Origin of the sequence: Oscillibacter sp. PEA192, from assembly GCF_003574015.1 — a bacterium.
In the GTDB taxonomy this organism is placed as follows: Bacteria; Bacillota; Clostridia; order Oscillospirales; family Oscillospiraceae; genus Oscillibacter; species Oscillibacter welbionis.
Genome location: NZ_AP018532.1, coordinates 1,653,327 through 1,674,241 on the forward strand (window position 1 = coordinate 1,653,327; position 20,915 = coordinate 1,674,241).

Consider the following 20,915-nt stretch of genomic DNA (forward strand, 5'->3'; position numbering starts at 1 on the left):
TCTCACCCCTCCTTCTCGCCCCGCTGGCGGATGGAGAGGGTGATAGGCGTGCCCTCCAGGCCAAAGGTGTTCCGCAGGCAGTTCTCCAGATACCGCTGGTAGGAGAAGTGGAACAGGCGGCTGTCGTTGCAGAACACCACAAAGTGGGGTGGCCGGATGCCCACCTGGGTCATGTAGTAGATCTTCAACCGGCGGCCCTTGTCGGAGGGGGGCTGAACCCGTGTCTGGGCATCCGCCAGGACGCTGTTCAGCATACCGGTGGTGATCCGGGTGCTGGCCTGGTTGGAGACATAGTCGATCAGCTCGAACAGCCGGTCCACCCGCTGGCCGGTCTTGGCTGAGATGAACAGGATGGGGGCATAGGTCATGAAGGCCAGGCCGTTGCGGACCTCTTCCCGCATCTTGTCCATGGTCTTGCCGTCCTTTTCGATCAGATCCCACTTGTTGACCACGATGATGCTGGCCTTCCCGGCTTCGTGGGCCAAGCCCGCCACCTTGGTGTCCTGCTCGGTGACGCCTTCGGTGGCGTCGATCAGGATCAGGCACACGTCGCTGCGCTCAATGGCCAGGGTGGCCCGGAGAACGGAGTACTTCTCGATGTCCTCCTCCACCTTGGACTTGCGGCGGATGCCGGCGGTGTCAATGAAGACGAACCTGCCCTGATCGTTTTCAAAGTAGGAGTCGATGGCGTCTCGGGTGGTGCCGGCCACGTTGGAGACGATGACCCGCTCCTCCCCCAGGATCTTGTTCACCAGGGAGGACTTGCCGGCGTTGGGCTTGCCGATAACAGCCACCTTGATGGCGTCGTCCTCCTCCTCTTCGTCCTCCTCTGGGGGGAAGTACTGGAGACAGGCGTCCAGCAGGTCGCCGGTGCCGTGGCCATGGACAGCCGAGACAGCGATGGGATCCCCCAGTCCCAGGTTGTAGAACTCATAAAAGTCCGGGTCCGGGACACCAGTGGAGTCCATTTTGTTCACTGCCAGCACGATGGGCTTGCCGCTGCGCAGCAGCATGTTGGCCACCTCCTGGTCAGAGGCGGTGAGGCCCGTGCGGACATCCGTCAGAAAGATGATGACAGTGGCGTTCTCGATGGCGATCTGGGCCTGATCCCGCATGAAGGACAGGATCTGGTCGTCGGTCCGGGGCTCGATACCGCCGGTGTCGATAAGGGTGAAGGACCGGCCGTTCCAGTCCGTCTCCCCATAGATGCGGTCCCGGGTGACGCCCGGGGTGTCCTCCACAATGGAGAGGCGCTTTCCAATGAGTTTGTTGAACAGCATGGACTTGCCCACATTGGGCCGGCCCACGATGGCGACGATGGGTTTCACCGGCGCTCACTTCCCTTCTTTATCAAGCAGACATACATGGTCATATTATACCCAGTGACCGGCGAAATGGCAAGACGTCCTCCGATTTTTACACAGTATGGACGCAGAAAAAGGAGGGAAGATGTTGCTCTTCCCTCCCGATCCACAGGGCACGTCTTATTTCGCCACCACGGACTTGACAACCTTGACCTCGCGGCCGTTGTAAGTACCGCACTCCTGGCACATTCTGTGAGGCAGGTGCAGCGCACCGCATTTCGGGCATTTGACGAGGCCGGGAGCCGCCAGCTTCCAGTGGGAGCTGCGGCGCTTGTCGCGTCTAGCTTTGGATACTTTTCCCTTAGGTACTGCCATTGTGACACCTCCTTGATCTTTCAAAGGCAGCGGAGTCGCCCCCGGCCTTATTCATTCGTTCTCTCTGTTCTCTAAAAGCTTTGCCAGGACCGCCAGACGGGGATCCGTCTCCTTCCCGCAGGAGCAGGGGCCGAGGTTCAGGTCGGCACCGCACCGGGGGCACAGTCCTTTGCAATCTTCCGAACACAATGTCTTGGTGTCCATTCCAAGGATGAACGCCGTGCGGGCCAGATCGCCCACATCCACTTCCCCATCCTCCAGCAGGACGATCTCGTCGTTGTCCTCGTTCTGGAGCTCTTCCGCCAATAGGCAGCGAAAGGGAACGGTCTTGTCCTGAAGAAACGCCTTGCCGCACCGGTCGCAGACCGCGTCCAGCGTGGTCCGGGCCGTCAGCTCCAGCTCCAGGAGATCCGCGGTGTTGCTCACCGCGCCCTCCACCTCCACAGGGCGGCTGATGGGATGCCGTCCGGCAAATTCCACGTCGGACAAGTCCAGAGAAAACTGGAACGTCAGGCGCTTGCCAGGGGCATGCAGTATGGGTCTTACATCAAAACGCATAAGCTACCTCGTAATGACACGAATAGTATTATAAGGGATGTGTGCCCGGTTGTCAAACAATTTTTTCATGTTTTTGCCGTTTCCGGGCAAATTTTTTCGTTTCCGGGCAGGCGCTCTGTTCAGCTCTCCTCTTCCCGACGCTTCTGCCAGCCGGTGATGTCGATGCCCAGGATCACATTGCGGAAGCCCTCCTGCAGCCGGGCATAGGTGGTGATGTTGTAGATGTCCTTGGGCCGGCGGGTGTTCCAGCCGTCCCGCAGCCGCTCCGCCAGCTCTTGGCACAGGGGCTCCTCCAGTCCCAGCAGCATGGGGGAAAGATACGTCACCAGCATCTGCTTTTCCCGGGCCTGGACCATGGTCCGGTTCCAGGGGCGCTGGCGTTTCCACCCTGCCTCCAGCAGGTCCAGCAGCTGCTCCGCCAGTACCCGGCGGCCGTCAGGGTCCTCCGCCGTCTCCCGGACGGCCTCCATGTACAGTGGTCCGAATCGCTCCGTGTAGGTCCGGAAGGCGCTGGTGTACTCCCGGCGGGTGAACCGCTCGTTGTAATAGCGCGCCTCCTGCACGGCGGCGCAGAGCTCTTCCAGCTTCATTCCTCGTCCCGTCCCTTCTGGTCCGCTTCGGGTCCGACCTGTTCTGCAGGTGTCGCCGGACGCTTCTGCTCCGGCAGGGCGTCGTCCTGGCTCCAGCTATCCGGGTCGTCCTTGTGAGCCTTGGCGTACTGGTACGCCTTCCACTCCCGCCAAAGCACCATCGCCCCTGCCGCGGCGAACACTGCGCCCGCCGCCGCGTTCAGAGCCACGGTTTCGGCGGTCCCGTCCCAGATGCCCTTCATCAGCTGGTAGGCCAGATACAGCAGGTAGCCCCCTGCCAAGACCCGGAAATAGTTCACCCAGCCCCGCTGTTTGTTTCCGTCATGCTGCGCCATACGTCCAGTTTCTCCTAACCGATTCAAAAAATTCTCTCCCCGCTTTACAAGCGCCCGGCAAACAGGTATGATGGTAGCATCAAATACTTGCCCATCGGAGGATGCCATGCGGGAACTCACCATTGGAAAAAACGACGCCGGACAGCGGCTGGACCGCTTTGTGGCCAAAAGCCTGCCCCTGCTGCCCCCCACCCTGCTGCAGAAATACATCCGCCTCAAGCGGATCAAAGTCAACGGCAGGGGTGCCAAGCGGGACACACGGCTGGAGTCCGGCGATATTTTACAATTATATATCAACGACGAGTTCTTTGACAAGCCCTCTGAGGAAAACATCTTTCTCACCGTGTTCCGTCCCCAGCTGGACATCGTGTACGAAGACGAGAATCTGCTGCTGGTGAACAAGCGGCCGGGGCTGGTGGTCCACGCCGATGAGACGGAGAAGGTCAACACCCTCATCAACCACATTCAGGCCTACCTGTACCAGAAAAAAGAGTGGAATCCCAAATGGGAGAACGCCTTTGCGCCCGCCCTGTGCAACCGGATCGACCGGAACACCGGCGGCATTGTCATTGCCGCCAAGAACGCGGAGACCCTGCGGATCATAAATGAGAAGATCAAAAACCATGAGGTGGAGAAGTCTTATCTCTGCATCACCGTAGGCCGCCCCAAGCCAGTGGAGGGGAAGATTGCGGGCTTTCTTTTAAAAGATGAGGCGAAAAAGCAGGTGGCTTTCTATCGCCGTCCCATTCCCGGCGGAAAGACTGCCGTGACCCTGTACCGGACTCTGGAGACCCGGGGCCCGCTGTCTTTGGTAGAGTGTCGGCTGCTCACCGGCCGGACCCACCAGATCCGGGTGTCCATGGCGGAGATCGGCTGTCCCCTGCTGGGGGACGGCAAGTACGGCCGGGGGGATGTGAACCGCCGCTACGGCGAGACCCGGCAGGCCCTGTATTCCTACCAGCTGGCCTTCCCTTTCCCCACGGACGCCGGGGCGCTGAATTACCTGCGGGGCAGGGTCTTCACCGTGGCGGATGTGCCCTTCCGGGACAAGTATTTTCCCGCGCCGGAAGCTCCTTAAAAAATTCCCGTAAAACCCCGGCGAAATCTTTGATTTTGCTTGACTTTTCGCCACACATCGGATATAGTTTGTTATTGCTGAATTTCGACGAGAAAGGTTCCCCCTCAACAGAGAAAAGAGGCGTTTCATTGTAATCAAAATTATTATGAAATGGGGGAGGATACATGTCCAAAGAGTTGATTCGTCTGCGGAACATCCGTATGGCGTTTGACGACGAAGTGGTTCTCAACGATTTAAACCTCTATATCAACGACAAAGAATTCCTCACACTGCTTGGACCCAGCGGCTGCGGCAAGACCACAACGCTGCGTATTATTGGCGGCTTCACGACCCCTGTGTCGGGAGACGTCCTGTTCGACGGTGTGAGGATTAATGACGTTCCGCCCTATCGGCGGCAGATCAACACGGTGTTCCAGAAATACGCCCTGTTTCCCCACATGAATGTGTTTGAGAACGTGGCCTTCGGCCTGCGGATGCAGAAGCGGCCGGACCCGAAGGATCCCTCCGGCAAGCGCCGGGTAAAGATCCCGGAGACGGAGATCCGTCAGCGTGTGCTGGAAATGCTGGAGGTTGTCAGCCTGAAGGGCTTTGAAAACCGCAAGCCGGACGCCCTGTCCGGCGGCCAGCAGCAGCGGGTGGCCATCGCCCGGGCCCTGGTAAACCGGCCCAAGGTGCTGCTGCTGGACGAGCCCCTGGGCGCTCTGGATCTAAAGCTCCGCAAGGACATGCAGCTGGAGCTGAAGAAAATCCAGCAGCAGGTGGGCATCACCTTCATCTACGTCACCCACGACCAGGAGGAGGCCCTGACCATGTCCGACACCATCGTAGTGATGGACAAGGGCTGCATCCAGCAGATCGGCACGCCGGAGGATATCTATAACGAGCCCAAGAACGCCTTTGTGGCGGACTTCATCGGTGAGTCCAACATCATTGACGGCGTCATGGTCCGGGACAAGCTGGTGAAGATGTACGGCCGGGAGTTTCCCTGCCTGGACGGCGGCTTTGCTGAGAACGAGCCGGTGGACGTGGTCATCCGGCCCGAGGACATCGACATCGTCCCCATGGAGCAGGGACAACTGGTGGGGACTGTCACCTCTGTCACCTTCAAGGGGATGCAGTACGACATCATCGTGGATTTCCGGGGCTTCAAATGGCTTATCCAAACCACAGACCATTCCCCCGTGGGCGCCCGGATCGGCATCAAGATCGATCCCGACGGCATCCACATTATGAAAAAGAGTCCGTATTCCGGGATGTTCGGCGATTACTCCTCCTTCTCGGAAGAATATGAGGAGATGAGCGACGCCAACTGGGAGGCGGATGAGGAGGAGAGCGAGGATGAAAAATAAGCTCTCATTGTTCGCCGTTCCCTATGTGGGATGGATGTCCATCTTCGTGGTGGCGCCCATCATCATTATGGTGGTCTATGCCTTCAGCACCGCCGCCGGGGACTTCACGCTGGAGAACTTCGCCCGCATGGGTACCTATACAGCAGTGTTCACCCGCTCGTTTAAGCTGGCCATCATCGCCACACTGATCGCTCTGCTGATCGGATACCCGGTATCCTATATGCTCTCCAAGGAGGGGCCGCAGGTGCAGCGCATCGCTATGGTGCTCATCATGCTGCCCATGTGGATGAATTTTCTGCTGCGGACCTATTCCTGGATGTCCATTCTGGAGAACAACGGACTTTTGAACCAGCTGTTTCAGCAGATCGGCCTGATCGACCTTTACAACCAGATCGCTATGCACTTTGCATCTGATCCCGCCGCGTATGTCCCCATCGATCACTTCCAGATGATCGGTACCCAGGGCGCCGTAGTGCTGGGTATGGTGTACAACTACCTGCCCTTCATGATCCTGCCCATCTACTCCGTGCTGGTAAAGCTGGACCATTCCCTCATTGAAGCGGCCCGGGACCTAGGCGCCAGCAGCGTGCAGGTGTTCCGCAAGGTCATCCTGCCCCTGTCTTTGCCGGGGGTGCTCTCCGGCATCACCATGGTGTTCGTGCCCTCCGTGTCCACCTTCGCCATCTCCCGTCTGCTGGGCGGCGGCACCCAGATGATGCTGGGCGACCTGATCGAACAGCAGTTCCTGGGCGGGGCCTATAATCCCCAGCTCGGGGCGGCTATCGCGCTTGTGATGATGGCCATTGTGGTGGTGTGTATGCTGGTGATGAACCGTTTCGGCGACGGTGAGGAACAGGCGGTGATGCTGTGAAACGGAAGCATCTGCTGGGAAACCGCATCTTCATGGCGTTGGTATTCGTATTCCTGTATGCGCCGATTTTCATTCTCATCATCTTCTCCTTCAATGCCGGCAACAGCAGCGCGGTGTGGAAGGGCTTCTCCCTGCACTGGTATGCGGAGCTGTTCCAGAACCGCCTCATTATGCAGAGTGTCTATACCACGCTGCTGGTATCCGTGCTTTCCACGCTGATTGCCACTGTGGCGGGCACCTTTGCAGCCATTGGCCTGGCCAGTATGCGGCGGCGGTGGCGCACGCCCCTGATGACGGTGAACAACATTCCCGTCATGAATGCGGAGATCGTCACCGGCGTCTCCATGTGTCTGTTGTTCGTGGCCTTTTTCGGCCTGTGGAAGGCCTTTGCCGTCTGGTTCAACCAGGCGCAGGATACCTTCTGGATGGAGGAGAACATCTATCTTGGCTTCGGTACACTGCTGCTGGCCCATGTGACCTTCAACATCCCCCACGTTATCCTGACAGTGATGCCCAAGCTGCGCCAGATGGACAAAAACCTAGTGGACGCGGCCCAAGACCTGGGCTGCACCTGGATGCAGGCCTTCTGGAAGGTCATTATCCCGGAGATCAAGCCCGGCATCATCTCCGGCGCACTGATCGCCTTCACCATGAGCATCGACGATTTCATCATCAGTTACTTCACCGCCGGTTCCGGCGTGTCCACTTTGGCCATGACCATCTATTCCATGACGAAAAAGCGGGTCAGCCCGGAGATCAATGCCATTTCCACGCTGCTCTTCGGCGCTGTGCTGCTGCTGCTCATCATCATCAATGTCCGGGAATCCCGGCAGGAGCGCCTGCGGGAGCGAGCCCGCGCATGACTATCGGTCCCACGGCCTGCGGGTCTTGAGATACGCATTCAAATCAACACTGGAGGAATGATCAATTGAAAAAAATGGTAGCCTTGACTCTCGCCTTACTGATGGCGGCGAGCCTGTTCCTGTCCGGATGCTCCGTGCGCAAGGACACCTCTGACTCGGAAAATTCCGGCAGCAGTAACGGCAGCGGCAGCGGGGACCGTGTGGTCAACGTGTGCAGCTGGGGTGAATATATCGACGAGTCCCTGATCGACCAATTTGAAGAAGAGACCGGCATCAAAGTCAACTACCAGACCGCAGAGAGCAACGAGGTCCTCTATTCCCAGCTGAGCATGGGCGGCGTGGACTATGACGTCATCGTCCCCTCCGACTACATGATCTCCCAGCTGATCGAAGAGGATATGCTGGCCGAGCTCAATTATGATAACATCCCCAATTTTGAGAAGATCGACGACCGCTTCAAGAATCTGTCCTACGATCCGGAGAACAAGTACACCGTGCCCTACACCTGGGGCACTCTGGGCATCATCTCCAACACCGCCAAGGTGCAGGAGCCCATTACCAGCTGGAGCGCCATGTTCGATCCCCAGTACGCCGGGAACGTGCTGCTTATCAACAACTCCCGGGATGCTCTGGGCATCGCCCTGTTGTACCTGGGGTACTCTGTGAATACCACTGACGAAGCGGAGATTCAGGAGGCTTACCAGCTCATCGCCGACGCCGTAAAGAACGGGGTGTATCAGGGAAAGGTCATGGACGAGGTGTTTCAGAAGATGGAGGGCGGCAACGCCGCCATTGCCACCTACTATGCCGGTGACTATCTGAGCATGCTGGAAAACAACGAAGATCTCGCCTATGTAGTGCCCGAGGAGGGCAGCAACTGGTTCGTGGACGCCATGTGCGTTCTCAAAACCTCCCAGCACAAGGAGGAGGCGGAGGCCTGGATCAACTTTATGGCCTCCACTGAGGCAAACCTGCGGAATATGGACTATATCTGGTACGCCTCTCCCAACGCTGAGGCGCTGGAGACCTATCCTGCCTACTATGAGGAGACCTACGGAGAGCCCCTGGATCCCGCTCTCTATGAGATCATGGCCCCCTCCCAGGAGGTGCTGGACCGGTGTGAGGCCTACTTGGTCCTCCCTGCTGAGACGCGCACCCTCTATAACGACCTCTGGACGCAACTCGGTATCTGAGCTGTAAAATGCGGCACCGGAACACTACCCGGTGCCGCTTCTTTTTCCCTTGCGCATTCCACTGCTTTCCTGTACACTGGAAAGGCGGAAGATATTTTACCAAGGAGGAATCCTCTCATGATTTTGATTGGAACAAAATGCCGCCTGGAGCAAACTGTTACGGACGCCCTTACCGCCGCTAACGTGGGTTCCGGTGCCCTGCCGGTGTTCGGCACGCCCTATATGTCCGCCCTGATGGAAAATGCCGCCATGACCTGTCTGCAGAGCTTTCTGGAGGAGGGCCAGGGCAGTGTGGGCACCCATCTGGACATCTCCCACGACGCTCCCACTCCCATCGGCATGAAGGTGTGGGCGGAGGCAGAGATCACCGCCGTTTCGGAAAACGGCAAAATGGTGGACTTCGCTGTGAAAGCCTGGGATGAGAGCGGCCCCATCGGCAGCGGCACCCACACCCGGGCCATCGTCAAGAACGAAAAATTTCTGGCAAAATGCAATGCCAAGCTGGAGAAGAAGTAATTCTTTCCACATGGACAAAACAAGGGAGGACCCGGAATGGGTCCTCCCTTTTCTTCTGCTATCGCGGTGCCGTGGGGAAATCGCTCCCACGGGGATCAAAACAGCGTCAGCTGGCTGGTCTCCGCCATCCCGGCGAAGGCTCCCAGCGCCTTCAGCTGCTCAATATGGGTCTTGGACAGCTTGTTGCAGCACATGGCGAACTCCTCAACGGAGACGAACTCCTTCCCATTCCGCTTCTCCACTGTGTCGATGGCCGCCGCCTCTCCCAGGCCGTGGACCGTTGTGAAGGGCGGCAGCAGACCGTTCTCCGTCACTTTGAACTTGGTGGCATCGGACTCATAAATGTTGATCGTGTCGAAGTGGAAGCCCCGCAGGTAGAACTCATAGCACACCTCCAGGGTGGTCAGCAGGTTCTGCTCCACCGCCGTGGCGTCCTTGTTGTTCTCGATCTCCCGGATCTTCCGCTTCACCGCATCCTTTCCGGCACAGCAGTACTCCGCATCAAAGGCCTTGGCCCGGACGGAGAAAAAGGTTGCATAGAATGCCAGGGGCTCATGGACCTTGAACCAGGCGATGCGGAAGGCCATCATCACGTAGGCCACCGCGTGGGCCTTGGGGAACAGGTAGCCGATCTTGGCCAGGGAGTCGATGTACCACTCCGGCACGTCGTGGTCCCGCATGGCCTCCACCCAGCCCTCGTCAAAGCCGCCCTTCTTCACCTTGCCCTTGCGGACCTTCTCCATGATCTTGAAGCTCATCTTGGGGTCCAGGCCCTTGGAGATCAGGTACAGCATGATATCGTCCCGGCAGCCCACCGTCTCCAGAACGGAGGCGGTGCCGCTGACGATCAGCTCCCGGGCGTTGCCCAGCCACACGTCTGTCCCGTGGGAGAAGCCGGAGAGCCGTACCAACGTGTTGAAGTCCTTGGGCTGGGTATCCACCAGCATCTGCCGGGTGAATCGGGTGTTGAACTCCGGGATCGCCACGGCGCCGGTGGGGCCCAGAATCTCGTCGTTCTCGTATCCCAGCACTTTGCTGGAGGTGAAGATGGACATGGTGTCCGGGTCATCCAGGGGAATCTGGCGGGCGTTGACACCGGTCAGATCCTCCATCATGCGGACCATGGTGGGGTCATCGTGTCCCAGCATGTCCAGCTTCAGGAGGTTTGCCTCCATAGAGTGGTATTCAAAATGAGTGGTGATGGTGTCGGAGTCGTCGGCGTCCGCCGGGTGCTGGACCGGGCAGAAGTCCTCCATGTCCATATCGTCGGGAACGACCACCAGGCCGCCGGGGTGCTGACCGGTGGTCCGGCGGGTGCCCACGCAGCCCAGGGTCAGGCGATTCTCCTCTGCCCGGCCCACAGTCATGCCGTTCTCCTCCAGGTATTTTTTCACGAAGCCGTAAGCGGTCTTCTCCGCCAGTGTACCGATGGTACCGGCCCGGAACACCTGGGTCTCTCCGAACATCTCGATGGCGTGGCGGTGGGCCCGGGCCTGATACTCACCGGAGAAGTTCAGGTCGATATCCGGCACCTTGCCGCCGCCGAAGCCCAGGAAGGTTTCAAAGGGGATGTCGAAGCCGTCTTTGATGTATTCTGTGCCGCACACCGGGCAGATCTTGTCCGGCATGTCCGCGCCGCAGCCGTAGGAGCCGTCCTGAATGAACTCCGCATGCTTGCAATTCGGGCAGCGGTAGTGGGGCGGAAGGCTGTTCACCTCTGTGATCCCGGACATATAGGCCACCAGGGACGAGCCTACGGAGCCTCGGGAGCCCACCAGGTAGCCGTTTTCCAGGGACCGCTGCACCAGCTTCTGGGCGGACATGTACACCACGTCGTACTTGCCCAGAATGCCGCCCAGCTCCACGTTCAGCCGGTCCACAATCAGCTTGGGCGGGTCCTCGCCGTACAGCTCATGGACCTTGTTCCACACCAGGGAATTCAGCTCCTCCTCGGAGTTCTCCAGCCGGGGCGGGAACAGCTCCTCCGGCAGCAAGGGGAAAGTCTCCACCTGGTCGGCGATGGCCTGGGTATTGGTCACCACCACCTCATAGGCCTTCTCCTTCCCCAGGTAAGCGAACTCCTCCAGCATCTCATCGGTGGTCTTGAAGTAGATGGGCAGCGGGGCGTTGGCGTCCGGGAACTTCTTGGAGGCCAGCAGGATGTGGCGGTACACCTCGTCCTCCGGCTCCCGGAAGTGGACGTCGCCGGTGGCGCAGACAGGCTTGCCCAACTCCTCTCCCAGCCGGACGATGGTGCGGTTGAACTCCCGCAGCTCCTCCTCCGACTGGACGTCGCCGTTTCGCAACATGAAGGCGTTGTTGCACAGGGGCTGGATCTCCAGATAGTCGTAGAAAGAGGCGATGCGTTTCAGCTCTTCCCAGTCCTTGTGGTCCGCCACGGCCCGGAACAGCTCGCCCGCCTCACAGGCGGAACCCACAATGATGCCCTCCCGGTGCTCCAGCAGCAGACTCTTGGGGATGGTGGGCACCCGCTTGAAATACTTCAGATTGGAGGCGGAGATCATCTGGTACAGGTTTTTCAGCCCCACCTTGTTCCGGGCGATCAGAATGATGTGCTTGGGGAAGCGGTTGGTCTTGCTGCCCAGGGGCCGCAGCTTCTCCATCTCGCGGTTTACCGCCTGGAGGGTGTGGATGCCCCGCTCGTGGAGCATCTTCCAGAAGGGGATCAGCATATAGCCCACGGTGGCGGCGTCGTCGCTGGCCCGGTGGTGGTTGAAGTTGGGCAGCTCCAGCCGGTCCGCCACGATGTCCAGCTTGTACTTTCCCAGATCCGGCAGCAGGTTCTGTGCCAGAATCAGGGAGTCCACATAGGTGGGCTGGAAGTCCAGCCCCACCTTCCGGCAGCCCGCCCGGATGAAGCCGATGTCAAACTCTGCGTTGTGGGCCGCCAGGGGGCGGCCGTCCACGAACTTCAAAAATTCCGCCAGGGCCTCCTTCAGTTGAGGGGCGTCCTTCAGCATGTCATCGGTGATGCCGGTGAGGCCGATGATCTCCGGCGTCAGCCGCCGGTTGGGGTTGACGAAGGTCTGGAACCGATCCGTAATCTCACCGTTTTTCAGCACCACGGCGCCGATCTCCGTAATGGCCTCCCGGTCCACCTTGAGGCCCGTGGTCTCGATGTCGAAGCACACGAACTCCCCGTCCAGGGAGCAGTCCTGAGGGCCGTGGACCACCACCCGGTCATCGATGTTGTTGACAAAGTAGCCCTCCACGCCATAGAGGATCTTGATCTTGTCCCCAGCGGCGTGCCAAGCGTCCGGGAAGGACTGGGCCACGCCGTGGTCCGTGATGGCGATGGCGGGATGTCCCCACCGGATAGCCTGTTGGACCACCTCTTTCGTGTCCGTCAGGGCATCCATATTGCTCATCTTCGTGTGGAGGTGCAGCTCCACACGCTTCTCCGGGGCGGTATCCTGCCGCTCAGTGTGCTCCGCCAGCTGGATGTGGTAGGGGTTCAGCTGGATGTCCTTCCCGTCCCAGGTGGGCTCCATCTTGCCCTGGACGCACAGCCACATGCCGGGCTTGATGGCGCTCTCCAGTCCCTGAGCCTCCTTCTCCGTCAGGTTCTTCTGAACGGTGACGGAGTTGGTATAGTCCGTCATGTCGAAGCTCAGCCGCCACATACCGGGCCGCCGGGTCTCCCGGCACTCGAAGGCGAACACCTTCCCCGCCACGGTGGCATTCCCCATCTTCAGGTCCAGGATCTTCATGGGCACCGGCTGGATGCGAATGGGCTTGCCCATCAGGACCTTGCCTGCGGCCTGCTTCTCGCCCTTACTGCCGGAGGGGGCCGCCGGGACCGAAGCAGCCGGGCGGCTCCCTGCGGCTGCGGCCTGGGAAGAAGGAGCCTTGCAGGTGACTTCCGTCGTCACCTGTCGGAAGCCGTATACGCCCATCAGCAGATGCTTCAGCTCCTCCAGCTCCGCATCTCCCAGCTCCGCCCTGGTGGTGAGGCGCAGCGCCAGCGACATGCCGGCCTGGTCGATGCAAGCGCCGTTCACCACTGCGCCGGCCAAACGAAGCCGCAGCTCTCCGGAGAGCTGCAGCTCAGTAAACATTTCAAAAAAGGGTATATCTCTTGACATAGACGCCACCTTGTTAAACAGGAATCAAATGCTGAGAAATCAGAAATTAGGAATGAGGAATTCCGGCGTCCGGCAACGCCGGACGTATGAGCATTGTCCCACCAGAGGCGGAACACAACAATTCCGAATTCCTAACTTCTCATTCCTCATGGGAGTTTTTCAATTTCCTCCATCAGCTTGTCCACCAGCTGCTCCTGCGGTACTTTGTAAAGGATTTCTCCTTTGCGGAAAATCAGTCCCTCACCCTTGCCGCCAGCGATGCCGATATCTGCCGCCGCTGCCTCGCCGGGGCCGTTGACGGCACAGCCCATCACCGCTACGGTGATGTTCTTCGTGCAGTTCATGAGGCCCCGCTCCACCTCTTCCGCCATGGGGATCAGGTCGATGCGGGTGCGACCACAGGTGGGGCAGGCGATCAGATTCACGCCCTCCTTACGGAGTCCGGCGGCCTTCAGAATCTTCTTGGCAGCGAAAATCTCCTCGATCGGGTCGGCGGTCAGCGTCACCCGGATGGTATCTCCGATCCCCAGGCACAGCAGGCCCCCAATTCCCATGGCGGATTTCACAAGCCCCATGGAAGGGGTGCCCGCCTCTGTCACGCCCAGATGCAAAGGGTAGTCTGTCCGCTCGCTGAGCAGCCGGTAGGCCGCCATGGTCAGGGGCACATCGGAACACTTGACGGAGATGCAGATGTCATCAAAATCGAACTTGTTCAAAAGGGCCACGTGGCCCATGGCGCTCTCCACCAATGCCTCTGCCGTGACGCCGCCGTATTTGGCCCGCAGGTCCTTTTCCAGAGATCCGCCGTTGACCCCAATGCGGATGGGGATGGATTTTTGGCGGCAGATGTCCGCCACCGCCTTCACCTTCTCCTCCCCGCCAATGTTGCCGGGATTGATGCGGATGGCGTCGATGCCCCGCTCTGCGCACGCCAAGGCATACTTGTAGTTGAAGTGGATATCCGCGATCAGGGGGATAGAAATCTGTTCCTTGATCCGGTCCACCGCCTCTGCCGCGGCCTGATCCGGAATGGCAATGCGGATGATCTCGCATCCGGCGGCCTCCAGCGCGTGGATCTGCTCCACAGTGGCGCGGACATCGTCGGTCTTGGTATTGCACATGGATTGAATAGACACTGGGGCACCGCCGCCCACGGCCACATCCCCCACCATCAAACGCTTTGTCATGGCGCTTCCTCCCTCACCAGGGCGTAAATGCAGGAATCCAGCATCTCCCCGTTTTTGTACACGCTCCGCCGCAGAGTGCCCTCCAGGGCGAACCCCGCCTTCTCCAACACCCGGCGGGAGGCCGCATTCCTGGCAAATGCCTCAGCGTGGATGCGGACGATGTCCCAGGCTGCAAAGCCCTCCCGGCACATGGTTTCCACAGCGGCGGTCATGATCCCGCGGCCCCAGAAGGGCTCTCCCAGCCAGTAGCCCAGCTCTGCGCTCCTCCGGTATACATCGCTGCCCAGGAACAGGCCGATGCTGCCCGCAGCTTCGCCGTCCACCTCAATGGCCCGGCACATCTGACCCCGGCCCTCCTGCCGGATGCAGCTCTCCACAAACGTGGCCGCATCCTGTGGGGCATAGGGGCAGGGAAACACGTCCCGCAGGTTGGCGGCGATCTTTGCATTGTCCGCGTACCGGGCGATGGAGGCAGCATCTGCCTCCCGCCAGGGCCGCAGGGTAAAGTCCGTCATGACTCGCTCCTATCCGAACAGTTTGAACACATCATTGAATGTCACCACCAGCATGAAGCCCATCAGGGCCACAAAGCCCACGGTGTTCACCGCCATCTCATACTTCTCCGGGATCTTCTTTCGGAACAGCTTCATGGCGATCTCATCAATGATGAGGAAGAAGATCTTGCCGCCGTCCAGAGCCGGGATGGGCAGCATGTTCATCACTGCCAGGTTCACCGCCAGCATGGCGCCGAAGTAGAGGATGTTCTCCACCGCGGCGGCAATGGTCTCTGACGCGGTGCCCACCTGGGTGATAGTGGAGACGATGCCCACCGGGCCGCTGAGATCGTCCATGCCCGCCTGACCGGTCACCAGCATCTGCAGGCTCAGCCGCACGATCCGCACAAAGTCGATGGTGTTCAGCCAGCTGGTCTTCAGGATCGTCCAGAGATTGGCCTCCTCAATCTGGTCTCTTGCGATATAGACGCCGTAGCCCTGATAGGTCTCCCCCTCTGTGCCGGTGTAGGTGCCCCATGTGACGTCGTTCAGCTCCACCTTCTCGCCGTCCCGCAGGACCACCAAATCCATGGGCTGGCCCTGGTGCAGGCTCATCAGCAGGGACACGTCACTGTACAGGTACACCCGCTCCCCATTGACGGAATAAAAAATATCTCCGGCCTGGATAGTCTGGCCGTTCCGCTCCTCAAACTCCGGCGCGGTCCCGGCGGCCGCCGGGATCAGAAATCCCTGGGCACCGCTATACACCGCCAGAATGATGAGGAACCCCGCCAGGAAATTCATAAAGGAGCCGGCGGCAAAAATCACCACCTTTTTCCAGAAGCCCTGACGGCCCAGAGACCGCTCGTCGCCAGAGTCCTCATCCTCCCCCTCCATAGCGCAGAAGCCGCCGATGGGCAGCAACCGGAGGGAATACTGGGTCTCCTCCGTCTCCTTGTGCCAGATCAGAGGCCCCATGCCGATGGAAAACTCGTTGACCCGCACGCCGCAGAGCTTGGCGGCCAGGAAGTGGCCCAGCTCGTGGACGGCGATCAGTACGCCGAAAATCAGAATGGCCGCCAGGATATACACAATGGTCATGCAAAAACTCCCGTCAAAAAACTTGCTTCAAGCCCGGTCCAGCACCGCCTGCCGCGCCGCCTGGTCCGCCGCCAGAATGTCCTCCAGCGCCGGTTCCTGCTCCGCCGGCACAGCTGCCCGGGCCTCCGCCACCAGGCGGGGAATGTCGTGGAAGCCGATCCTGCCCGCCAGGAACAGGCCCACCGCCTCCTCATTGGCGCCGTTCAAAACAGCGCAGGCGGTGCCGCCCTGAGCCGCCGCCGCCTCTGCCAGCTGCAGACATGGAAATGCATCCCGGTCCGGCTGGGCGAAGGTCAGGGGCGGGCAGGACAGCAGGTCCAGCGGCTCCGCCGGACTTTCCACCCGTTCGGGGTATGTCATGGCATATCGAATGGGCAGGCGCATATCCGGTGTGCCCAGCTGGGCCAGGACCGCCCCGTCCCGGTACTCCACCAGGGAGTGGACGATGCTCTGCCGGTGGATCACCACCGACACCTGGTCCAGCGGCAGACGGTAGAGGCGCATGGCCTCGATGACCTCCAGCCCCTTGTTCATCAGCGTGGCGCAGTCTACGGTGATCTTGGGTCCCATGGTCCAGTTGGGGTGGCGGAGGGCATCCGCTTTGGTCATTTTGCCCACTTCTTCATAGGTCATGCCGTAAAAAGGCCCGCCGGAACAGGTCAGGATCAGCCGCCGGATCTCCCGGCGGTCGGCGCAGCCCTGAAGGCACTGGAAGATGGCCGAGTGCTCCGAGTCCACAGGCACGATCTCGGCGCCGTGCGTATCCGCCGCATCCATCACCAGCTGTCCGGCGCAGACCAACGTCTCCTTGTTGGCCAGGGCGATGCGCTTTCTCTCCCGGATGGCGGCCAGGGTGGGACGCAGTCCCACCATACCCACCACGGCGGTGACGACCGTATCCGCCTCCGGGCAGACAGCGGCCTCCAGCAGGGCCTCCGGGCCTCCCAAAACCTTGGTGTCCATGTCGGCCAGGCGTACCGCCAGGTCACGGGCCGCCGCCTCATCGGTGAGGACCGCCAGCCGGGGCCGGAATTTTCGGACCTGCGCCTCCAGCCGCTCCACATCCATGTGGGCGGTAAGGGCGGCCACACGCAGTCCCAGCTGCTCCGCCACGTCCAATGTCTGGCGGCCGATAGAACCGGTGGCACCTAAAATTGAAATCGTCTTGCTCATAGCATTATCCTATTCTAAACAGCTGAAAACAATCCTAAATCTTCCCAAATCACCCGTTCAGAGCAGCTGTAAGGCCAGCCACACGAAGGGCGCCACGAAGGTAACAGAGTCAAACCGGTCCAGGATGCCGCCATGGCCCGGCAGCAGGTTGCCATAATCCTTGACGCCGAACTCCCGCTTGATGACGGAGAAACTCAGGTCGCCGATCTGGCTGATGGTGCTGCCGATAATACCCAGTGCAAAGACTGCCCCCCAGGAGATCTGCGGACCAGCTGCCATCTCGATTGGCGGATAAACAGTCAGGGTGTGTGCCATGCTGTCCGCGACTAGCTTAAAAACCGTCATGCCGATGACACCACCCAGCAGACCGCCTATGGCTCCTTCCACAGTCTTTTTGGGGCTGACCTTGGGGGCCAGCTTGTGCTTGCCGCACAGCATTCCGGCAAAGAGCGCGAAGGTGTCGCTGCCAAAGGAGATGGCCAAGGGCAGAAACACCTGCAGCATCCCGATGGCGGGCATCATCCGAAGCCGCAGCAGACAGGAGAACATCAAGGGGAACGCCAGCCCGGCGAAGATAGCGCAGGTGACAGCGGCAAAGGGGATGCCCTGCTCCTCGTCATACCGGTGGATAGCCAGGGCAAAGATCGCAAAGATGAACACCGCGCCCAACAGGGCGGCGAAGGGCAGCACCGGCAGGGCAGTCAGCTCCGTGTTCTCAATGGACATTTCCCCGTACACGCACACCGGCACCGCCGCCGCGGCGATCACTGTCAGGGGGGTCAGGGGCTTGCCCCTCTCTCCCGCCGCCGCGCGCATCAGCTCCCAGGCGCCGATGGCGCACATGGCCGCCAGCAATAGCATGGTGGCCCAGGACGGGGCCCAGCCCAGGATCAGTATCAGGAGCGGCAGGCCCACTACGGCCACCATCACACGCTTGAACATAGGATCAGCCCTTTTCTCAATTTCTGTAAAGGTTTATTTCTTTACGCCGCCGAACCGGCGGTCTCTCTGTTGGTAGGCTGCAATGGCCCGGTCTAGCTCCGCTTCGTCGAAGTCCGGCCACAGGGTATCCGTGTAATAGAACTCCGAATAGGCGCACTGCCACAGCAGGAAGTTGCTCAACCGCTGCTCTCCGCTGGGCCGGATGATAAGCTCCGGGTCCGGGATTCCCGCAGAGTCCAGATAGCTGGAGAACAGGGCATCATCCAACTCCTCCGGCCGCCTCTTTCCGGCGGCGCAGTCGGTGGCAAAACGCCGGGCTGCTCGCAGAATCTCGTCTCGCCCGCCGTAATTCAGGCACACATTGGCCTGGAAATCGTCCTTGGACAGGTGCTCCGTGATCTCGTCCGTCTCCCGGGCCAGGGCCCGCAGATCCGGGGCGATAGGGGTCATGTCCCCGAAGAAGTGGAGCCGGATGTGGTCCTTCTCCATGGTGTCCACTGCCTCCAGCAGATACCGCTTCAGCAGGGCCATGATGGCAGAGACCTCCACCTCTGACCGCTTCCAGTTTTCCGTGGAAAAGGCGTACACCGTCAGGTACTTTACGCCGATGTTCTTGCAGTAGGTAGCGATGCGGCGGAACGTCTCCGCTCCTGCCTTGTGGCCAGCGGTGCGGGGCAGGCCCCGCTTCGTGGCCCAGCGGCCGTTGCCGTCCATGATGATCGCAATGTGGCGGGGCGGGACCAAGGGCTGGTCCACCGCACCGTTGATACTCTCTGGCATGATAAATTCTCTCATTTCAAAATGGATTGTTGGGGGGATCTGTCCCATTGGACGGGAAATGCAGCCATGATGATGGCTGGCCCATTCTCTCCCCCATTGTCGTCATCGCAAAGTCCGCTAAACGCAGTTTCCGCCTGCGGCAAAACTGCGCCCCTCCTCTCCCCACTGTGCAAAATACAGCGGAGCCGGTGTGAGACGGTGCCTGTGTATTTACGGGAGACCGATGAAAATCGGGGGTGCAAAACCGCATTTGACCAGCTGCTCTTTCCGCCCGTTCCGCTTTACCCGCAAGCGGTACGCCGCGTCTGTAAGGCGGCAGAACCGCCAAAAACTGCGCAGCTGCTGCGCACTGGCCGAGCGTTGTGGCAAGAAACACAGGTATTTACTGGATAGCCAGAACCGCACACCGGGATGATTAATATCTTGGTACAGCCGCCAAGCGGGAAAGCATCACTGCCACGCAGAGGGCGCTGACAGCCCAGCAGAGGCCGAAAAGGCCTATATTCACAGAGTTGGAAATGGAGGCAATACCCAGAGAGAGCCCCAGCCAGTTGGCAAACAGACTGCGAATCAAGAAGAAAAATCCCAGCAGCATGGCAACCACGTGCCCGGCAAACAGCCCCCGGAGATCCTTCCGATGCCGCAGACTCCGCCAGCCCAGGAAAAACTCTATCGCGCTGACCGCGATCACACCTCCGATGAACAGGGGAATCACTTCTGCTTCAAACGACATTTGTACCTCCTCCTTTTTGTATCGGGAGAAATGTGTCGGCTGCTTAGTTCCCCTTTTCCCACCAGCGGTCGAACTTCCAAGGAAAGTGGAAGCCGCAGGCGCGGCAGTATTGGGTCTCCTCCATGGAAAACCAGGGCAGGATGAAGCGCCCACAGTTGGGACAGCGGAGATGGCGCAGTTCAATCCCCCTAAAGGCGATTGCCGCAGCAACTCCCATGGCCAGGAATACCAACCCCAGTCCGCCCCGGATCCCGCCCGCCAGACACAAAAGCAAAACCGCTGCAAACAGTGTTCCCCTGGCTGCCGAATACCATTTCTGTTCCAGTTTCATAGTCCCCTCTCCTTCAGTCAATAACCCCCAGATTCCACTTCCGCAGCTGCCGGTCCAACAGCAGTGAACAGAGGAGGACGCCAATACGACGACCACCCCGATGAGATCTGCACCATCCGCCACAGGACGGCAGTCGGGGAATCGCAGAAAGCCATGGTGTGCCCAAAGGCCAGCCCAAATCGGCGCTTGCACTGATACACCGGCGCCTGTCAGCGCGGAGAGCCGCTGCACCGGAACGGTTCTGAAGCGTTTTTTCTCTTTTACCGGCCCCCCGTGGAAGCGGCTCCGGCGGGAGCAGAATCCCCCCGGCCGCCGGGCGGCGGCCCCGAGTGACCGCAGGTCACCTCACAGACCCTGAAAGGGTGACAGCACCTTACAAAATGTGCAATGCCCCCGGCGGGCAGCCGTGCTCCCGCCGGAGGCCCCGGCGGCTTTTACACCGCCATCAGTTCCTTTTCCTTTTTGGCCAGCAGCGCATCCAGCTCCTTGCAGCTGTCGTCCGTCAGCTTCTGGAGATCCTTCTCCGCCTGCTTCAGATCGTCCTCCGTGATCTCGGAGGCTTTCTCCTTCTTCTTGAACGCCTCCATGGCGTCCCGGCGGATGTTGCGGATGGCCACCTTGCCGTTCTCCGCGTACTTGTGAATCTGCTTCACCAGTTCCTTGCGGCGCTCCTCCGTCAGCTGGGGGAAGCTCAGCCGGATGCTGGCGCCGTCGTTCTGGGGGTTGATACCCAGATCGGAGTTCTGGATGGCCTTTTCAATGCTCTTCACCGCCGTCTTGTCCCAGGGGGAAATCAGCAGTGTCCGGGCGTCGGGGGAAGAGATGGCCGCAATCTGCTGGATGGGGGTGGGGCTGCCGTAGTAGTCCACCATGATCCGGTCCAGCACGGAGGCATTGGCCCGGCCCGCCCGCACGGAGGCAAAGTCCGCGGCCACGGAGTCGATGCTCTTCTTCATCTTGCCCTCATAAATCTTGTAATCTTCCTTCAGCATAAATAGGTCCTTCCTTTCACAGTTGAGTGTATGGGGAGGCGCTG

Annotated in this window: 21 protein-coding genes; 6 read left to right on the plus strand and 15 right to left on the minus strand. The window is 60.0% G+C overall.

Annotated elements, in window-relative coordinates:
• Positions 1 to 2: 2 nt before the first annotated feature.
• From der to DN611_RS08210, 5 genes are all read right to left on the minus strand, one after another.
• The gene (gene der / locus DN611_RS08190; RefSeq protein ID WP_025543999.1) at positions 3 to 1,328 is read right to left on the minus strand and encodes a ribosome biogenesis GTPase Der; all 1,326 of its coding nucleotides are present in this window, start codon (positions 1,326 to 1,328) and stop codon (positions 3 to 5) included.
• Positions 1,329 to 1,484: 156 nt separating this feature from the next.
• Positions 1,485 to 1,679 (minus strand): 50S ribosomal protein L32, encoded by a 195-nt coding sequence (gene rpmF, locus DN611_RS08195; protein WP_025543998.1) that lies wholly within the window; start codon positions 1,677 to 1,679, stop codon positions 1,485 to 1,487.
• 51 nt (positions 1,680 to 1,730) lie between these two features.
• A complete protein-coding gene (locus DN611_RS08200) occupies positions 1,731 to 2,237 on the minus strand; it encodes a YceD family protein (protein ID WP_021751217.1) in 507 nt (168 codons plus the stop codon).
• Between the two features lie 119 nt (positions 2,238 to 2,356).
• On the minus strand, positions 2,357 to 2,827 hold the full coding sequence (locus DN611_RS08205; RefSeq protein ID WP_021751218.1) for a hypothetical protein: 471 nt from the start codon (positions 2,825 to 2,827) through the stop codon (positions 2,357 to 2,359).
• Complete coding sequence (locus DN611_RS08210; RefSeq protein ID WP_119311066.1) at positions 2,824 to 3,162, minus strand: hypothetical protein; 339 nt, start codon at positions 3,160 to 3,162, stop codon at positions 2,824 to 2,826. Before DN611_RS08210 ends, DN611_RS08205 begins: the two co-directional genes overlap by 4 nt.
• A gap of 106 nt (positions 3,163 to 3,268) precedes the next feature.
• Between DN611_RS08210 and DN611_RS08215 the strand changes: the two genes are divergently transcribed.
• The 6 genes from DN611_RS08215 to DN611_RS08240 all read left to right on the plus strand — a co-directional run bounded on the left by DN611_RS08215 (position 3,269) and on the right by DN611_RS08240 (position 9,032).
• Positions 3,269 to 4,240 (plus strand): RluA family pseudouridine synthase, encoded by a 972-nt coding sequence (locus DN611_RS08215; RefSeq protein WP_119311067.1) that lies wholly within the window; start codon positions 3,269 to 3,271, stop codon positions 4,238 to 4,240.
• 164 nt (positions 4,241 to 4,404) lie between these two features.
• Entirely contained in the window at positions 4,405 to 5,589 is a 1,185-nt protein-coding gene (locus DN611_RS08220) for an ABC transporter ATP-binding protein (protein WP_119311068.1), read from the plus strand.
• Entirely contained in the window at positions 5,579 to 6,460 is an 882-nt protein-coding gene (locus tag DN611_RS08225) for an ABC transporter permease (protein WP_025543993.1), read from the plus strand. Before DN611_RS08220 ends, DN611_RS08225 begins: the two co-directional genes overlap by 11 nt.
• 32 nt (positions 6,461 to 6,492) lie before the next feature.
• Complete coding sequence (locus DN611_RS08230; RefSeq protein WP_051320072.1) at positions 6,493 to 7,323, plus strand: ABC transporter permease; 831 nt, start codon at positions 6,493 to 6,495, stop codon at positions 7,321 to 7,323.
• A 74-nt stretch (positions 7,324 to 7,397) separates the two neighbouring features.
• Positions 7,398 to 8,516 carry an ABC transporter substrate-binding protein gene (locus DN611_RS08235; protein ID WP_249390886.1) on the plus strand — a complete coding sequence of 373 codons (1,119 nt, stop codon included), beginning with the start codon at positions 7,398 to 7,400 and terminating at the stop codon, positions 8,514 to 8,516.
• 117 nt (positions 8,517 to 8,633) lie between these two features.
• Entirely contained in the window at positions 8,634 to 9,032 is a 399-nt protein-coding gene (locus tag DN611_RS08240) for a thioesterase family protein (RefSeq protein WP_025543991.1), read from the plus strand.
• Between the two features lie 95 nt (positions 9,033 to 9,127).
• Here the strand turns inward: DN611_RS08240 and DN611_RS08245 are convergent, their stop codons facing one another.
• From DN611_RS08245 to frr, 10 genes are all read right to left on the minus strand, one after another.
• On the minus strand, positions 9,128 to 13,138 hold the full coding sequence (locus tag DN611_RS08245) for a PolC-type DNA polymerase III (protein ID WP_119311070.1): 4,011 nt from the start codon (positions 13,136 to 13,138) through the stop codon (positions 9,128 to 9,130).
• A 146-nt stretch (positions 13,139 to 13,284) separates the two neighbouring features.
• The gene (ispG, locus tag DN611_RS08250; RefSeq protein ID WP_119311071.1) at positions 13,285 to 14,325 is read right to left on the minus strand and encodes a flavodoxin-dependent (E)-4-hydroxy-3-methylbut-2-enyl-diphosphate synthase; all 1,041 of its coding nucleotides are present in this window, start codon (positions 14,323 to 14,325) and stop codon (positions 13,285 to 13,287) included.
• Positions 14,322 to 14,840, minus strand: a complete 519-nt coding sequence (locus tag DN611_RS08255) for a GNAT family N-acetyltransferase (RefSeq protein WP_021751228.1) — start codon at positions 14,838 to 14,840, stop codon at positions 14,322 to 14,324. Before DN611_RS08255 ends, ispG begins: the two co-directional genes overlap by 4 nt.
• Positions 14,841 to 14,849: 9 nt before the next feature.
• Positions 14,850 to 15,920: a M50 family metallopeptidase gene (locus DN611_RS08260; RefSeq protein ID WP_021751229.1), complete on the minus strand. Its 1,071-nt coding sequence runs from the start codon at positions 15,918 to 15,920 to the stop codon at positions 14,850 to 14,852.
• 27 nt (positions 15,921 to 15,947) lie between these two features.
• Positions 15,948 to 17,093 (minus strand): 1-deoxy-D-xylulose-5-phosphate reductoisomerase, encoded by a 1,146-nt coding sequence (locus tag DN611_RS08265; RefSeq protein WP_021751230.1) that lies wholly within the window; start codon positions 17,091 to 17,093, stop codon positions 15,948 to 15,950.
• A 57-nt stretch (positions 17,094 to 17,150) separates the two neighbouring features.
• A complete protein-coding gene (locus tag DN611_RS08270) occupies positions 17,151 to 18,035 on the minus strand; it encodes a phosphatidate cytidylyltransferase (RefSeq protein ID WP_025543988.1) in 885 nt (294 codons plus the stop codon).
• 33 nt (positions 18,036 to 18,068) lie between these two features.
• Complete coding sequence (uppS, locus tag DN611_RS08275; RefSeq protein WP_119311072.1) at positions 18,069 to 18,815, minus strand: polyprenyl diphosphate synthase; 747 nt, start codon at positions 18,813 to 18,815, stop codon at positions 18,069 to 18,071.
• Positions 18,816 to 19,230: 415 nt separating this feature from the next.
• Positions 19,231 to 19,548 carry a hypothetical protein gene (locus DN611_RS08280; protein ID WP_119311073.1) on the minus strand — a complete coding sequence of 106 codons (318 nt, stop codon included), beginning with the start codon at positions 19,546 to 19,548 and terminating at the stop codon, positions 19,231 to 19,233.
• Between the two features lie 43 nt (positions 19,549 to 19,591).
• The gene (locus DN611_RS08285; protein WP_119311074.1) at positions 19,592 to 19,879 is read right to left on the minus strand and encodes a hypothetical protein; all 288 of its coding nucleotides are present in this window, start codon (positions 19,877 to 19,879) and stop codon (positions 19,592 to 19,594) included.
• A 434-nt stretch (positions 19,880 to 20,313) separates the two neighbouring features.
• A complete protein-coding gene (gene frr / locus DN611_RS08290; protein WP_021751237.1) occupies positions 20,314 to 20,871 on the minus strand; it encodes a ribosome recycling factor in 558 nt (185 codons plus the stop codon).
• Positions 20,872 to 20,915 lie beyond the last annotated feature (44 nt).